The organism is Paenibacillus sp. W2I17, from assembly GCF_030815985.1.
Taxonomy (GTDB): domain Bacteria; phylum Bacillota; class Bacilli; order Paenibacillales; family Paenibacillaceae; genus Paenibacillus.
Map to the genome: position 1 here is coordinate 1,412,778 of NZ_JAUSXM010000001.1, position 17,172 is coordinate 1,429,949.

Below are 17,172 nucleotides of genomic sequence, written 5' to 3' on the forward strand. Positions count from 1 at the left end.
CGTTCCTGCCCCTTTTCTCACCACCATCCAACGCTTACGACTAGATACTCTCTTCCAGCCATTGCTGCAACGGTGTATCTTCGGTCAGTTCACCGAGCAGTATGTGACGGAACTCCCCATCCCTATCAATGACCATTGTTGCGGGCAAACCTGTAATACGATACATACCTGATATGTTGCCTGTCACATCAATTATCACCGGGAAATCAAACGCGAGCTTATTCATAAACTCACGAATCGTGCCCTTCGATTCCCCCACGTTAACAAACAGGGTTTCCACGTCGTTCTGATAGTCCTGAGCAATCTGGTGAACGAGTGGCATCTCCCTTACACAAGGTGTGCACCATGATGCCCAAAAGTTAATCATGACGGCTTTGCCCCGATAATCCGACAGCTTGACTTGTTCGCCTGCTGAATTAACCGCTGTGAACTCAGGGGCTACGGCACCAGCTTCAATGGCGTTGCCTCGCTGAGATTCGGGTGTCGATACATTTTCGAAAATGGCCCATGTACCTGCGAGCAATGCGACCACACCAATCAAAATTGTAAGTGTACGTCTGCTTTTAAAACTCTTTTTCTGCAATAAACTCACCTTCACTTTAAACCAAGACTTTGATGAAATGCTGCATGGAGCGAACCGAATTGATCACAAAAGTCGTGAGTAGAACCCTCTCCAACATTACGTCCATGGTTCATGAATATCACCTGATCCGCAATGTCGTCTGCGATCTCCAGCTGATGGGTTGAGAACACGACCATGTGACCATCCTGTTTGATTCCCTTGAGCAGCTGAGTTAATTCCTGCATCCAGAATGGGTCCAATCCATTTGTTGGCTCATCCATGATGAGAAGCGGAGGTTTGGACAGTACAGCCTGGGCGAATAACACACGTTGGCGCATGCCTTTGGAGAAGGTCGTAACCCGGTTTTTCTTTTGATCCTCCAAACCTACCATGGTCAGTACTTCCTGTACTCTTTCCTTGGGAACTTTCCTCAGAGAAGCCCAGAATAGAAGCATTTCCTCCGCACTCAGTCCTTGATTAAATTGATAATCGTCCGGCATGTATCCAATCTGCTCTGAATAACGCTTGCGCTCCTTCAACCATCGCACATTGTTCACCGCAACCTCACCGGAGGTAGGCCGAAGAATTCCTGCGATCATACGCAGCACTGTGCTCTTTCCTGCACCATTCCCTCCACAGAGGGCAAGCACTTGGCCTGAAGTAATGCGAAAGGAGATATCCTCAACAATTGGTTGCTTTTTAATGGATTTGCACAATCCCATCACTTCGAGTCCCACCTTATCCATGAGAACGCCCCCTCTCCCAGATCGCGTAAACAGCCAGGACAGAGCAGGTTATCCAGAACAGGCATATCCCGATGAAGATCCAACTGCCACTTGGTTGTTGCACCCACTCCACCCATCGATAATATTCTGGTCCCAGAATGGAGCCGCCCCCAAGTTTGATCACGACATACAAACGCACCAGCTCGGCCGGATTGATGAGCGTTAGCATAACCAGCAGCGGTTTCACCCACAGATAAGGCATCAGTCCCAGCACAGAGAGCAATAAGGTCGGCCACCCAATGACAGCGAAAAACCATACGGTCACCGAGATCGTTAACGCCTGCCACCGATTGCGCGACAACGAACCGATAAATAGCGCCAACGTCAGGAATAACAACACCAGTCCACACGAGAATGCCAGAAAGAGAAGATATGTCATGGCATCCAGTGGATTCCCGATTACTCCGCTAATGACCCCCATCAGGCCGTATCCAAACGCAACAATGGTAATTAAAACAATCGACAGCCCAAGATACTTGCCCACAATAAAAGACATCGTGCCGATGGGATACGTGGACAGCAGCTGCCAGCTACCGTCTTCCTTTTCGGATGTTAGTGAGAAGGAACCGAGGAATAGCGTCATTAATGGTAAGAGGTAAAGAATGAGATTCAACATCGAACCTGTGGTGCCCGAATATCCTTCAACCAGATTCTGTGAATTCAAGAGTAACAAGCTTAAGCTAAAGGTACAAAAAAGGATCAGAAACGAATACGCCCAAGGATTGCGAAATCCCATCTTCACTTCTCGTCTTGCAATCTGTATCATATCTGACATCATTGATCACCATTTTCTATTGTCATTCCTAGTGGCCTGACTCTTCTTTCTTCTCACCTTCCTGGTGCATCTCATTACTGTCTCCTTCATCATCATGTCCGTGCTCACCATGCCCATGTTCACCCATCATGTCCATATTCTCTGTGTTCTGCTTCCAGTCATGAGAAGCAAGATCCTCAGCGGTCATAATGGTTCCCACACCTTGCTCTGCAATGAAAGCTTCAGCCGAGGGCTTGTCCTTAAAGTTAAGAATTCCATAGGCCATAGGCGTACGTAATGAAGCGTCGTATACATACGTGGCTTTGCTGTATTCAATCCATTCCTTGTCATTATAATCACGTACATAGTCCATACCGATGTTATCTGTGCCATTTTCTGTTTTCCACTGGTTCATGCAGCCGATATCATCGAACTTGTAATTTTGGCCGTCTTTCGTAGTGAGCTGTGTTGCATATGCGTCGTCCTTCACCTGCATTTTACAGATCGCACAGATGTCCACGTCTTCATTGATCGGCAATGCCGCGTATTTTGTTCCGCAAGCGGTTAACAATACCATGCCAAACATAAGTACCATGACCAATGTCCATCTTCTGTTCAAGCCTTTGTTCATCTTCGTAATACCCCCATATAGATGATTATAAAAGTTGCCATACCCAACAGAACTAACCCGAACATCCACACCATCTTGGAACCTGTAGCACTTTCCACTGACATGTGCAGATCAGATTCCGTATCCATGCTCATTCGTGGCGATTTGTCGGTAGTCCATTGTTCTCTGCCTTCTGTAAACAATTCACTCAGAAAGACCATACCCGGTGATTGGAAAAAGAGCTGATACGCAGAATTTCGACTGACCAGTTGCTCATAAAAAGGATTGATGGCATAGGAAATTTCACTGATTCCATCCTGATTCAGATCAAGCCCCTGAAAGGAGTCCCAATAATTCTCCATCAGGACATTATTCGGACTATCCAGCGCGGAAGCCTCAATGACATTAGACACCAATCGGTTACGTGTAAACTCATTAGCTTCTGCCAGAACCAGCTGGATGCCAACAAAATTCCGAAGCACCGCATTGCCACGGATCTCATTGCCCGATGACTCTGCAATATTCATGCCGACACGATTGCCTTCCACTACATTGTTGTGAACAGAGGATTGATGTACGTCATACAACAGAATCCCTTGGGAATGAACATTGGTACTTTGTTTGCGAAAAGAATTGCCCGATATGACCGTATTCTTGACGCCCATGATCATGGCACCTGTCATGTTCTCCTCTCCGGTATTGTCCATGACAGTAGAGCCGTCAATGTACATACAGTGGATGCCATACCTTGTATGTAACAACCTGTTATTTTGAACGATAGACTTGCGACTGTTCTCCAGATAGATTCCATCCCTCATGCTGGTGATCTCATTGGCTTCAATGTAGCTATCATGGGAGTTGTACAGATCAATGCCATTGCCCTTCTGGCCACTGGAAGCAGAATCAGCCCCAATCCAAGTAATGTTGTTCCGCTGAATCGTTGCATGACTCGAATTCCGGATGATCATCCCATACCCCTGGGTCTGAATATGCAGATCCGTGATTTCACTGTTTTTCCCTTCAACCTGAATCGCTGCAGTCTGTTCATTGCTATCATGTTCAATTGTAAAACCGCTCAATTTCACTCCATCCGAGCGAATCATTATCGTAGAGGTGGCTTCCGCATTAACAACTATGACCGTAGGATCACCCTGAATGGTGATGTTTTTGTCAATCGTCACGGGTCCAGAATAACGACCTGATGTAAGTTCAATGACTTCTCCAGGTACAGAACGGTCAATCATAGGCTGAAGGGGAATGAGATCACGATGTCCAGAAGAGGCCATGACTGCACCATGCGGAAGGGATAGTAGAAGCAACATCATTCCGAGTAGAAAAATTAAACCTGTAACCCGACTCTTCTTACAACTGTTGAATGCATCCAAGCCTGCCCAAGGATTACTCATGATTCAAACCGCGCAATTCCGGCTTCTTGTTACAGTAGCTTATTGCTGTGGCAATGTATTCAACGGGTCTTACGTTAATCCAAAATATACGTTGGTTGTACACACCATCCCTCCATTTCACTCAAAATCAACTCTCCATGTTCCTCATCCATTGAAGCAACGTAATAAATGAAGCGTTATCACAATCCTGATCACAGTGTACTTAAAATAATATTTATTCCATATAGCTCAATTAGGCTATAGACGCTACATTTTTGTGTCGATATTGTGATGTAAATCAAAAAAAGCCGCCATATAGGCGACTTCTAAGTAATATATTATTCAAATGGATAGGTCCAAAATGTTTCTCTGCCAAAACGTTTCTTGATTTCTTCATTATTCAGCTCACGATTTCCTACAAGCTCTGCTGCCTGGAATTGTGAACGATGGGCACGAATGGATGCCATTTTTCGATCCAAAAATTCGGATACGTCAACAAATACATCCGGTTTGCCAATGTACTGTTCCTGATTATTAGCGAACGCAACGCAGTGAACCATCGGACGTTCATCCACAGGAAGTTTAGCGATTGTACGTATAACAGCGGCTCCTGTTGCATCATGATCAGGATGAACACTGTACCCTGGATAGAACGTAATGACCAGCGTGGGGTTCAACTCTTTAAGTAGCGACATGATGGTATCTTCCAGTAACTGTGGGTCTTCGAACTCCAGCATTTTATCGTGGAAACCCAGCATCCTGAGGTCCTGAATACCAATCGCTTCAGAAGCTTCGATGAGTTCCTGTTTACGGATGGCAGGCAATGTCACTCGGTTGGCAAATGGAGGAATCCCCATATTGCGCCCCATCTCGCCAAGTGTTAGACAAGCATAGGTTACATGGGCACCGCCATCTATGTATTTGGCTAACGTTCCCGATACAGAGAAAGCTTCATCATCTGGATGTGGATATACCACCAAGATGCGCTCATGCTCTTGCTCGTTGTGTGTAGTATTCATGGTTATTCAATCCTCCGCTTTCATCAGAACATCTCTCGGCTTAATTGTAACGCCACAACTAGTTTACCTTGGCTGTCGTGACCGGCGAGAATCAGTCTTTCTTGTTCCTGCTCATCAATATGTGTAAGTCCTTCGGCGTAAAGCCATCCCTGCGTCGTTTTTAGACCAACACGGTATGGACCTGTACCTGAAATGGACCCCTGCGTATATCGTATGGCCGCATTAGTAATGAATGCCGATGCTGGATGTTTTGTACTGTCCATGTGTTGTGCGTAAGCACCTGACGTAAGTTCTAGATGTACGTATAAGTCCTGATCAGCAAGATTATTGATCCGGAGCTGAATATCTTGAGGTTTAATCGGTTGCATAGCGGCCTCCTTGTCTAATGTAATTGTACGAATTTCATTTTAACATAACCAGAAGAGAATATACATGGAGTGAACCTATCGCCTCTTATAGAGCGTTCTCATGATGATTCCAGTTTGAAAACAAGAACAGATTTGCGCGTTTTTTTCTCTTTTTATTCATGGACCATATCTATATTATGAAGTGTAGGCAAAAACGCCCGTGATGAAGAACCTTAAATCTTAAATGAATCTTGCTCCAACATGTTTGGAAAGGAGTTTAACTCAACTTGAAATCTCTAATACAACTACTTCATTTTGGCTATCATCAGGCCATGAGCTGCATATTTCCCGTAGCGATCTTTGGAACACTGGCCTTGTCCAGCGTAATTCCTATTCCTTTCCTTCATCGATATGATGCCATTCTGCTCGTATTGCTTGCTGTGCAGTACCTGATGTATCGAAGCGGCTTGGAAACCAAGGATGAAATCAAGGTCATCTGTGTATTTCACATTATTGGCCTCGTATTGGAAATCTATAAAGTATGGATGGGATCATGGTCATACCCTGAGCAAGCATACAGCAAAATCCTGGGTGTCCCTCTTTATAGCGGATTCATGTATGCAAGTGTAGCCAGTTTTATGTGTCAGGTGTGGCGAAGACTGCGCATGGACATGACCGGATGGCCTGGTTTTGCACCTTCGATGCTGCTCGGTGCAGCCATCTATATTAACTTTTTCACTCATCATTTTATTCCCGATTTTCGCTGGTGGCTGACGGCGCTTGTATTTATGGTCTTCTGGAAAACCTGGATTATTTACCGGGTACGAGCAACGACCTATCGAATGCCCTTATCGCTTGCTTTTATCATTGTTGGTTTCTTCATTTGGACTGCAGAGAACATCGCTACATTCTTCAATGCCTGGAAATACCCTGATCAGCATGATGCCTGGCAACTGGTTAGCTTTAGCAAGATCAGTTCGTGGTTCCTGCTGGTCATCATCAGCGTCATCATCGTTGCTCAGCTCAAATATGTGAAGGCCAATCGAACCGCAGGTGATTCAAAGTCCAGTTAATTATTACATCCCTAGCCAAAAAACAGCAGCACTCCTAGACTGGAAAATAAGTCTTTGAATGCTGCTGCTTTTTTTGCAGTACCAAAGTATTCTTCAAACTGTTCAGTACTAGGAAAGTATTCGAAGCAACTTATAATTCCTACGTAAAAAAGCCGCCTAATGGAGACTTTTTTACTGCACCTGTCCAGTTGCTGTCTGTTCCAGCACTAGTTCCCCACCAGCTTCAATTTCAAGCTCATAGATGCCATTATCATCAAGTTCACATAAGCAGGCACTTCTGCTGAGCATCTCGCATCCGTTCACCCATTCAGGAATATGAAGCTTCGTATTGATCCGCCGGTCCGCGACAAGTTCTGCCCGGAAGAAGCCCGAGTTCCGATTCCATGTACAGGACATTCTACCTCCTGGTATGCACCAGTTATGAATGGATCCTTGTGTCCACCGTTTTGGCAATGCTGGCAGTAACTTGATCCATTGTTCTGACACATAGAGCAGCATTTCCTGTACTGCATTAACCCAGCCCATATTGGCATCCAGCTGAATCGGAGCTGCGGGCATGGACATACATATTCCCATATTGCGCCAGTCATTATGCAAGGTATACCCATTACTCAGAACACAGGAGCGCGCAAGAATATCGAGACTTTCCAGCGCCCGCTCACCATTGCCAAGTCGAGCATATATGGATGACATATGTGTAAGGGACCAACCACTCTGAGCACCAAGCCTTCGCTGATCAACTGCTGTCTCGAACGCTTGGAACAGTTCTGGCTGTTCTTCACGGGTGAGCTCCTGTCCTGGAAAAACAGGATACAGGTGTGAAAGATGACGATGATCACGTCGATCTTCAAACGCAGGATGCAGCCATTCTTTCACAGCTCCCTCCGTATCAATTAGATAGTCGGGCATATGCTCCAGCATGGCTTCCCAGCACGGAATCTTAGTCGTATGCACTCCAGTTAGTCGACTGGCTGCAATGACATGCTGTAGCAGTTCTTTAATAATGGCAATGTCCATGGTGGCATTAATGGCTGTAGGCATAGGATGCGCCAGTGGCTGTCCATGCTTAGGCATAAAATTCTCAGGTGTATTCTCTGGCGAAACAGACGGGTATATCTTGTATTTTCCGTCTTCACCCAGCACCAGAAAATCTTCATAGAACTGAAGGGCCTCCTTCATGAAGGGCAAGGCTTCCTCCAGCAGAAACTGCTTATCCCCAGTGAACTGATAATGTGCATAATAATGTCTGGCGATCCATCCTGCTGCTCCCGTCCAATTCATGATTACGGGAACAATCTGGTTAGGCACCCCGATACACGGCGTGGTTCCAGCGGGAATGTAAATCCCTCGGCAGCCATATAACTTGCGAGCATTGTCCCGAAAGTCATCCATTAATCCGTTGTAATAGCGGAACAACGAACGATTCAGATGGGATAAACCACCTACGTCAGTGTGCCAATACATCATTTGCACATTCTCATTCGCCATATTGTGGCCCCAGATCAAGCGATAATCACCACCCCACAAGCCGTATAATCCAAATGGCAATCCGCTATGTTCAGAGGTTCCGCTGATAAATAGGTATCGACCATAGGCCCACATCTTGCGCACAAATCCTGTAGGTGCTTCACCTTCATAGGCTTCCAGAAGTAAATCTTCATTACAGCGCCCGTCATCCGTTTCATCATCCAGATCTAGTTCAGCGGACCGAAACAAAGGTTGATGCAGTAATATATGCCGATCCAGAAACGTATTGTAGTCGCTCTCAAGCGATGCAAGTTCCTGCTTCAACCGTGTCCATTCCTGCGCTCGTCTGCCCGTAGCAAACATTTTAACAAGCACAAGCACTTTTCCAGAGGTCTGGAAATGAAGTTGCCTGCTAAGCATGTCTTCGTTAGTTTCGCTTTCCTTTTGTTGATCATGACTCACATCAGGTATTTCGTTCAATTGGATCAGTCGCAGCACCGCTCCGTAGTCCTGTCCATCGTCATTTTGCCCGCCATAGCACAGGTAGTCTCCACTATGATCCCGATCAATTCTTATCGTTATAGACGACTTTAGTACGTTGAACTCATCATCTTCTCTTACCCGGTCGCCCTGCGGGAATTGAAGGCCTATCGTCCCCGACAGCAATGAATGCTCAGCCGAATCTGTTCCCTGCGCACTTGCTCCATCTTTCACTCTATGAGTCTGGATCTCATAGACAATACAATCGTCTGCACGCGAGACGAAAAGACTTCTTGTATAGTTGTGACTTCTGTCCTGCCAGCGCACCTGAACTTCCCCTGTGTCCATATCCAGTTCCCGCCGATATTTGCGAAAAGCGTTATTACACTTCATTTCCACCGTCATTGTAGCCAGTGGATATCGGGAAGACAACTTGGAAGCGTAACCTTCTGCTTGCAGTGTACGGGTCAGGTGCCAGCTTGCCTCCAAATATCGTTCCTCATCCATTAACTTACGGGTTTCTGATAAGGTATGACTGACATCGGGCAGCTCATCTTTGCGCCCCCAATGCCATAATTCACTGTGCTGCAAGAGCACAGTTTCCGCCTGAATTCCGCCTTGCACTGAAGCACCAAGTTTACCGTTTCCAGAAGGTAGCGCTTCTCGCCACATCCCTTGCCACCAAGAAGAGGGATATTTCATTAACAACTTGTTCCTGTCCGGCCGTATGCCTGTAGTGTCTGTCTGGTCCTTGTGTTGGTTCACGCTTCTTCCGCCCCAAGTCTCTCCATCTCAATACTGGCTAGCAAGAACGGGGCTACGCCCATCTGCACATCGCTAACGACCTGTTCACTGATGTAATATTCATAAGAACCGTCTCGATACTTCTTCCCACCAAGTCCGGCACCGTGACAGATGTGGTGCAAGTGCACCCCTTTTTCATCTTCAGTGACTAACCGCTTCAATATTCCTGCATAGGCATGATCAACGACTTCACGGTCCAGTTCAGCCAGATAATGTAACCGGATGCCTTTAGCGAGTGCATAGGTCAGCATACAGGAAGCAGAGGCTTCCAGATAATTGCCCGCTCTTCCGTTCTGATCCATCACTTGGTACCAGAGTCCACTATCATGATCCTGAACATGAGCAATCGCGTATGCCATTCGTTCAAATATGCCCATAATCTGTCCGCGCTGTGGGTGATCCACGGGAAAGTGCTCCAGTGCATCCACAACGGCCATTGCATACCATCCCATGGCCCGGCCCCAAACATGAACGGATCGACCAGTATCTTGAGCGCACCAGCGTTGTTCCCTGCTCTCATCCCAGGCATGGTGGAGTAAGCCATTACGCGGATTACGGGTCTTTCGCTCGATCAACAAAATCTGTCGTGCCACTTCATCGAAGCTCTCGGGATGATCGAAGGTGCTCGCATATTCCGCCAGAAAGGGTGAAGACATATAAATACCATCCAGCCACATCTGAAACGGATATATTTTCTTATGCCAGAATCCTCCTTCACTTGTCCGTGGCTGTCCTTTAAGCTGGTCAACCAGGTGCAAAATTGCCTTAGCATATTTGTCATTGCCTGAGTTCTTCCACTGGCTGAACAGATTTTTGCCTTCATTAATCATGTCCAGGTTGTAATCATTCAACTGGTAGGTCCGAATGGTACCGTCATTCTCGATGAGGTCATCCATGTGACGCTGGACAAGTTCCGCATAGCGAGATTCTTGATTCCATTCGGCGGCGCGTTCCAATGCCATCAGCGTCATCCCGCCCACATAGCCCCATTTGCCTGCAATCTTGGGATGATTGCCATTCTGGCATTCGGAAAGCAAGGTATCTGCTATTTTGACAGACATTCTCCGTTCCTGTGTCACTGCCTTTGTCGAAGTTCCAACCATATCGAAATCCTCCTTCTGATGGATTATGCCATCTGTACCGTTCAATCGGGGTTTAACGTTCTGATGTTACATCAAAGGATGAAGACCTTCCCACTTCACAGTCCAGCTTCCATCCCGTGGAAATCCCGGATTCGCTTGTTCTCCTGCCCCTGTCCAGCCGGCGGCCATCATGGCGACAGCGGTTAGGAGACCGCCGTTCCCGGGAAGATATGCCCACAACCCTGCTCTCTGATAGTTGTGTCCATTAGGCAAATACGTGTTCTTCGTGGCATCCATCATCAGGAAATCCACTGCAAGCTCTGGTTCATTCAATCTGGCTGCTGTCATCGCGCACATCGGAAAATCCCAACCCCAGGCGGATTCCCAGTCCCAGCATTCTTTGACCTTGAGCAACGTATTTCTCATGATCTCCGAATCGATTAATGAACCTGGCAATAGTCCAAGTGCTCCAACCATCGAGGGATGATCATGGTTTTTAACGGTGTAAGTGTCCGGACAATTCTCGTGTGCGAGATAAACTCCGTTCTCATGTCGAGGTTTAGCTATGTGCGAAGCCACTCTTCGCCAGTCTGGATTGGCTGGATGATTCAAACGCTCTGCCCAAAGGATAGCTATCTCCAAACCGAATTTCCAGTACTCCAGTTCATAGGGCGGATTCAAACTATCGCTCATCGCGTGATTCTCCTGCGCAGGGATAAGCGGCGGACCTAACACATATGCTTGCCTTTTCCCATCCCAATGGGCATAGGACACCATAAAGTCAGCCGCTTCAAATACGATATCCTTATACCTTGTTAACATAGCAGGGTCAGGCCGGGACAGATAACACATCTCAGCTAGTGCCATAGGATGTGGTTGCTGCCAGATCAATCCCGGAGCTACTGGCGACGGAGTCTGATGCCCGTTATAACCCACCATTTTGGGCCATCGCGCACCGACATAACCTTGAGAGCGTGCCAGTTCGAGTGCTTCTGGCAGGATGGTCAGGTACCAGTCCAGACTCTTGCACAACAGATCGGTCCGATTCCAGAGTGGAAAATGCGCTGCATGCCACCAATGCATCTCCAGATGTATTTTTCCGAACCAGCTGTTATACATATATCCGGTCTCTTGTGGTGGCATGGACCCACCACTGTGCACCGCGCTCAGAAACTGGGATAGGACCACTCTACGCTCCAGTTCAGCGGCACGCGGATCTGAACTGCCTTCAAAATCAATCACTCCGCCATCATTCCAGAACTGATTCCAGTGGACCGAGCTTGATCGCAACACTGTATCTGCTGGCAAGGTTTCCGGCTTATCTGCAGCAAAAGATACACTGCACGACCAGATGTCCGAGTCTGGTACGGCCTTGGGAGATAGTGTGAATTCATGAGTTCCCGTCTGTTCCAGTTGGCCTGCGTCCCAGATCCATTCCAATGTATACTCATCTTCATCCAGCACACGTTTCAATGATGCGGAAGTCGAAGTGACCGATGTCAGCACAGTAGAATGTCTGTCATGTTGCTTCCAGTCGGGGAATACTGATTTTGACCAGCTCCGGTGTGTCATATCGGGCGCTGGAAATACAACAAACAGTTGCAGACGCTGCTTACGGATTAATTCGGATTGTACACAAATGGCGATACAATCGAGTCGTGGGTCACAGGCTGTCTCTACACGCACTTCTTCCCCCTGCACGGTAAATTCACTGTGCAGAATTCCGGTCCATAGATTCAATTCCTGACGTACCGGGACGACATGGGTGACGTCCGTCTCCTGACCATCTTCTCCTAGCAAACGAAATGAAATGCGTCCAAGCTGAAGTCGATGCGGGTTCTGCCTAAGCCAGTGATAGGCTTCTTCCTTGTCTTCCGGCTTCATGGGATATGGCACTTTGCGGCCATATGTCTCAAACGCCTGATAGACAATATCCTCATCTCCGAATACATGATGACCGCCCGTATAATGCCAACCCCAGTTGGATTGTGTACCCAGAGGTAGTTCATACAGATCTGGATACGTCTGAAGTCCCGTAAAATCAGCACTGAATGCAAATTCTCCATTACCTACTGATAAAGGTGATCTGGGTTCAAGCTCCGTTAATACCGGATGATTCCTGGTGACGACTGATTGTCGATCCATCAATGGCCCTGCCTCCTTATCATTCTATGGGGTTCAACTATGGATCAAGATTCCCGTACTACACCCCTGCGGCTTCGCATTATTTCTCTGTACTTTCCCGGTGTAATGTCTTTGTATTTTCGATACACACGAATAAAGCTGTTCTCATGCTGATAACCCACCATCGTTGCAATCTCGGAAATTCTGTAATCCGTATCCAGCAATAGTTCACAGGCACGTTCCATCCGAAGCTTAGTGAAATATCCGTGGATGGTATCACCTATTTCCTGCTTGAACAACTGGCTTGCCAAACTGCTTCCGATCCCGGCATGCTCGGCAATCTCCTGAATGCTTACCGGGTCTTCCAGGTGGTTGTTCATAAATGCAATCATCTGTTGACACAGTATGAAATCCTTGCTGAGCATAAGACTACCGAACCAATCAGCCAAACCTTCGATCTGGCTTCGCAGCACTTCACAGACAGCCTCCAGATGCATGGTCCGCATATCCACCATTTCGAATCCACAGCCTTCTGTCTCGCGCTTCAGGCGAATACGTTCAAGTGTAGCTGCAACAGCTTCAAGAAAGGCCAGCGCTGATGAAGGATGCCATTGCTCGTGCGTCATTCGACCGACTATCTTGTCAAAAGTTCTCAGGGCTTCTTCACCCCTGCCTGCTTCGACGGTCTCCGTCAGTTGTGTCATGAATTCATGTTCTTCCAATGTGTTCTCGGTCGGTTGCAGACCCGAGATCTCTTCAAACGAAATAACTCGTTCATACCCCCGATAGAATCTGTAATCCAGCGCACTCTCCGCCTCATGCATGGCTCGCTGAAGTCGCATGAATCCGTCGTGCCCCCCGCTTACGCCGCTCGACACCTGAAACTTGAGCAAACGAGGAATCATGCCAATCGTCTCTCGTATTGCTGTCGCTACGCTCTTGCTACCGCCAGAATGAATCGGTTGCAGCATCACGAGCATCCGGTCTCTGCCCAGATCGGCTGATAACACCCGCCATTGTCCAGACAACAGTTCAGCTATGATATTACCAATGGCAAATTTCAGCAGGGAGTGATCTGACTTCGTAAAGCGCTCACACCAGGCCTTATAATTATCAATCGACAACATGGCAATAGAGAGTGGCTCATCGCTCCAATCCTTGAAATAACGGCACCATTTCTCGCTAATTTCCCGACTTCCTGTCATATGTCCGTTATAGATATCCGTCAGAAATTTGGATGAAGCTTCCGGAAGGGTCTGCCTGAGATTGATGGCCTGCTGAGCATGATCCGTTAGCAGTTGCCCCGTTATTTTCTCCAGATCAATCTGCTCCGGATGGATTCTCTCCTGGTCGTATCCGCTGAGCAGTTGTCTCATGCGTCTTACCGGTCTAAAAGCAGCTGTATTGTAAACTGTGATCGTAACCGCTCCTGCTACAAGAGCCAACAAAGATACGATAAAAACAATATTGCGGATCTTCTGTGCATTAGCCAGGAGACTGTCTTGTGATATCACGGACAGATAACGCCATCCGGTGTACGGTGAAATGGTCTGTGAAGCCAGTAAAAGCTTACCTTCATGTTTAAACTCACCAAGCTTTTCACCATCCAATTGGGTGAGTACATGACTGACCGCTTCCTCTCCGACGGCATAATTGCCGAGATCATATAGAGGGTGGTTGTTGGTGTCGAGGATGAATCGATGGCTGTCAAGGTCGGAGACGGATGAGAGCAGCATGTGCTCGAACATCTTCTCTGTCTTGAAATTAACTGCGATAATCCCTTTCAATTCGCCAGCGATCATTATTTTTCGGTAAAGTGTAATTTGCGGCATGGATGCACCAGAAGAAGTGGAAATATCACGTTGCTTGACCAGCATGGGACGCTCTTCAAGTTCATCGGCAACACTAACCCAATCCGAATCCGGGAAATTAACCTTGCTGGAGCTGTAGCCTTGTGGGAAGGAAACAATGCTCTCCCGATTCATATCAAAAATGTAAGCGCTCTTAATAAAGGACGTACTACTGATTAAGGTTTCCAGAAATTGTACCAGTTCCGTAATATTGCGGTATGATCCCTGTACTTCATTGGTGAGAAATCGGTATACATTACTGTTCAGTGCAATTTTCACCGCAATCTGATCACTTTCCCGGATCACTTCATCAATATCATTCATGCTGATACGCAGCATCTGGTGTTGCGGCTCACTTAATTCCTGCTGTAACACCGATTTGGAAGAATAATATGTCGTCATCCCCACCGCAATAATAATCATGAAGACAACAACAGTCAGAATCAGCAGCAGCCGGGTCTGGGTATTGGTGAAATTGAATTTTAGCCACTTTAAGAAGGAAAGGGTCACAATTATCCCACCTCATATGCAATATACCGATATTATACCGTTCCCATATGCCCAATACGACCCGGTCCAATAGCCTATTTTCTCCCTCTAAAAAGATGATTTCTCCAATTTCTCCGGTGTTCCGACCATTTCCGTAGCGAAAACCGGCGTGTTTATCTGCCATTCTTGCATGGAAATAGTTTCAAGCCCAGCAAGAAGTACAATGCCGATCCCATGGGCGTCATTCAGATTCCAACCCAGTTCATGCTTGTAATAGTGATTCGTGAAGGAGTAGCTGGAGCCACGACATACGCCGTATACATTGCCTCTTTTATCAATTGTGCGCTCCGTAAGCCCCTTCCACCCTTGATACGCCGCTTGTGCATAGGGTTTCGGATCTAACAGCCAGCCCATTCGCACCCCTCGGGCATACGCATAGATGAACATGGAGGTACAGGATGTTTCCTCATACGACTCCGGGTCCGTTAATACCTGATGCCACAGTCCGTTTCTGCCCTGCAATGCCAAGTACCCTTCACACAATTCCCTGTAGAACTGAATGAGAACTGTATAGGATGGATGCTCATGAGGAAGGGCCGTCAGCAGCTCCGATATAGAGAACAACACCCAGCCGTTGCCTCGGCCCCAAGGGGTCCGTGTTGGCTCACCTCGCTCCACATCGAATACATGGGACATGATTTGAAGCTCTGGAATATACAGATACTTTTTATACAAAAGAACCTGTCTTACCGCTTCATCCAGCAGCTGATCGTCACCCGACCATTCGGCGTATCTACACAGGAACGGGATGCTCATATACAGATCATCACACCACATCGTGTTATCCATTGATCTGGAGACACCAATCTTGCGGTATAAAGTGCCATCTTCCAGACGGGACTGTTGATGCAAAATATAGTCAGCGATATGAGCTGCCGTCTCTGAAACGCCGTCCAACTTGCGTTCCCGATCGGCAAGCAGCATGGTGGCGCCGAAAGATCCACAGTCGTCCAGGCTGTCGATGTGGGAGAGCTGATTATTCAGCCCAGCTGCACCATAACGTTCTCTGTCCCATAAGGAGTAGCTGAAACGTTAAGAGGCAAATTCAATGTGATTCAGCACGTAATCTCGAATATCCGATCGTTGACCCGCTTTGCCAAGCTGAAGCAACCCGTATAACGTGACGCCCAGGGGATAGTTCCATCGGCCGAACCATTCATTTTCCAGAAATGGACGTACCTCTCCGTCTGGCAGCTCTGTTCGCCAGTATACGTCTTCACCTGTTCCGCTACGAGCAGTCCGCTTCATCTTCTGGCAGGAAGCCAGATCAATCTCCTGTTCCGTTTGAAAAGGACCCAGGTACAGCCACTTGCCTCTGTGCCCTTTCACATCCAGTGCGGGTGTCAACATCTCATCTGTAGTTGCATCCATCCGGAATCCCCAATCCCGGTCTCCACCTACACAGTTCGCTGTCAGATCTTGCACGTCAGCAGACAATGGCAGTTCGAAGCGAAAGCGTCCGGCATGCTCTTGATGGAATACCACCTTGCCCTCCACCGAGAATTCAATCGGGCTGTAGGCCTCACCAGAGATCAGCACAGTCTCCTTGCCACATTTCGTACCACCTATCTTCGTCCATGCATACGCAGACATGCCGCTGGTCAGTCCATACATCCGTGCCAACTGTCCATAAGGCGATGGCTTCTCGGGGTCTTCCTCCCGAGGCAACCAGTTAACGCCAGTGGCCTTCTCTCGCATGGGGCCAGAAGGAATTTCCGACAACGGAAAATCCAACGGCTCGCTGTAGAGCCAGCCTTCTTCCCCATCTCGTTCGAGCGAAGGCACAATGAAGTGAAGTGGTTTGTTCTTCCGGGAGCCAGTGCCGAACTGGCCACCTCCCCCCTTTTCCCCTAATTTGAATTCAAGAACGAAATGATTCCAGCCTCTGACTAGCCCACATTTCAGTTTCAGAACAGGAATCGCTGGATATTCCTCTTCAGGTGCAGAACCATAGATCAACACGCCATTATGATATAACCTAACAGGCCCGAAGCAGGTGATATGAAAAATAAATTCCTGATCACTGTCACTCCACAGTTTGGCCCATGCATAGACCTGTTGTCCTTTGCCCATGTGGGGAAATAAATCCCCCAGCGGGAAGACGTAGCGGTGATCATCGGACTTGCGCACAAGTCCTGGCCTACTCACCCTGTAGACCGGGGGATGCGGAGGATTGGCGCCAATATACCTTCCCGCAATGCTCATCAGGGCGTGCATAACGTCTTCACCACTGTGATAAGCCATACTCTCCTCCGGTTCAAAATACACAGGTCTGCTCATG

14 protein-coding genes are annotated in these 17,172 nt (G+C 47.6%); 1 reads left to right on the plus strand and 13 read right to left on the minus strand.

Going from position 1 to position 17,172, the window contains the following annotated elements; translation table 11 throughout:
- Positions 1-40 precede the first annotated feature (40 nt).
- The 7 genes from QF041_RS06165 to QF041_RS06195 all read right to left on the minus strand — a co-directional run bounded on the left by QF041_RS06165 (position 41) and on the right by QF041_RS06195 (position 5,483).
- Positions 41-583: a TlpA family protein disulfide reductase gene (locus QF041_RS06165; protein ID WP_307412919.1), complete on the minus strand. Its 543-nt coding sequence runs from the start codon at positions 581-583 to the stop codon at positions 41-43.
- Between the two features lie 11 nt (positions 584-594).
- A complete protein-coding gene (locus tag QF041_RS06170; RefSeq protein ID WP_307412920.1) occupies positions 595-1,308 on the minus strand; it encodes an ABC transporter ATP-binding protein in 714 nt (237 codons plus the stop codon).
- Positions 1,301-2,122, minus strand: a complete 822-nt coding sequence (locus QF041_RS06175; RefSeq protein ID WP_307416909.1) for an ABC transporter permease — start codon at positions 2,120-2,122, stop codon at positions 1,301-1,303. The genes QF041_RS06170 and QF041_RS06175 overlap by 8 nt, the downstream gene beginning before the upstream one ends.
- Positions 2,123-2,150: 28 nt before the next feature.
- Positions 2,151-2,732: a nitrous oxide reductase accessory protein NosL gene (locus QF041_RS06180; protein ID WP_307412922.1), complete on the minus strand. Its 582-nt coding sequence runs from the start codon at positions 2,730-2,732 to the stop codon at positions 2,151-2,153.
- Positions 2,729-4,117 carry a right-handed parallel beta-helix repeat-containing protein gene (locus QF041_RS06185; protein ID WP_307412924.1) on the minus strand — a complete coding sequence of 463 codons (1,389 nt, stop codon included), beginning with the start codon at positions 4,115-4,117 and terminating at the stop codon, positions 2,729-2,731. The genes QF041_RS06180 and QF041_RS06185 overlap by 4 nt, the downstream gene beginning before the upstream one ends.
- Before the next feature lie 317 nt (positions 4,118-4,434).
- Positions 4,435-5,115, minus strand: coding sequence for a bacillithiol biosynthesis deacetylase BshB2 (gene bshB2, locus QF041_RS06190; protein ID WP_307412925.1), 681 nt, complete (start codon positions 5,113-5,115; stop codon positions 4,435-4,437).
- Between the two features lie 23 nt (positions 5,116-5,138).
- The gene (locus tag QF041_RS06195) at positions 5,139-5,483 is read right to left on the minus strand and encodes a YojF family protein (protein ID WP_017688572.1); all 345 of its coding nucleotides are present in this window, start codon (positions 5,481-5,483) and stop codon (positions 5,139-5,141) included.
- Between the two features lie 266 nt (positions 5,484-5,749).
- On the opposite strand from QF041_RS06195, the gene QF041_RS06200 reads away from it, so the two are divergent.
- Entirely contained in the window at positions 5,750-6,535 is a 786-nt protein-coding gene (locus QF041_RS06200) for a DUF817 domain-containing protein (RefSeq protein WP_307412926.1), read from the plus strand.
- A gap of 171 nt (positions 6,536-6,706) precedes the next feature.
- On the opposite strand, the gene QF041_RS06205 is transcribed toward QF041_RS06200, so the two are convergent.
- The 6 genes from QF041_RS06205 to QF041_RS06230 all read right to left on the minus strand — a co-directional run bounded on the left by QF041_RS06205 (position 6,707) and on the right by QF041_RS06230 (position 17,171).
- Positions 6,707-9,247: a glycosyl hydrolase family 95 catalytic domain-containing protein gene (locus QF041_RS06205; protein ID WP_307412928.1), complete on the minus strand. Its 2,541-nt coding sequence runs from the start codon at positions 9,245-9,247 to the stop codon at positions 6,707-6,709.
- Complete coding sequence (locus tag QF041_RS06210; RefSeq protein ID WP_307412929.1) at positions 9,244-10,389, minus strand: glycoside hydrolase family 88/105 protein; 1,146 nt, start codon at positions 10,387-10,389, stop codon at positions 9,244-9,246. The genes QF041_RS06205 and QF041_RS06210 overlap by 4 nt, the downstream gene beginning before the upstream one ends.
- Positions 10,390-10,455: 66 nt before the next feature.
- The gene (locus tag QF041_RS06215; RefSeq protein ID WP_307412931.1) at positions 10,456-12,513 is read right to left on the minus strand and encodes a glycoside hydrolase family 65; all 2,058 of its coding nucleotides are present in this window, start codon (positions 12,511-12,513) and stop codon (positions 10,456-10,458) included.
- A 44-nt stretch (positions 12,514-12,557) separates the two neighbouring features.
- Positions 12,558-14,852: an AraC family transcriptional regulator gene (locus QF041_RS06220; RefSeq protein ID WP_307412933.1), complete on the minus strand. Its 2,295-nt coding sequence runs from the start codon at positions 14,850-14,852 to the stop codon at positions 12,558-12,560.
- 87 nt (positions 14,853-14,939) lie between these two features.
- Positions 14,940-15,875 (minus strand): glycoside hydrolase family 88/105 protein, encoded by a 936-nt coding sequence (locus tag QF041_RS06225; RefSeq protein WP_307416910.1) that lies wholly within the window; start codon positions 15,873-15,875, stop codon positions 14,940-14,942.
- 48 nt (positions 15,876-15,923) lie between these two features.
- Positions 15,924-17,171, minus strand: coding sequence for a hypothetical protein (locus QF041_RS06230; protein WP_307412935.1), 1,248 nt, complete (start codon positions 17,169-17,171; stop codon positions 15,924-15,926).
- Position 17,172 lies beyond the last annotated feature (1 nt).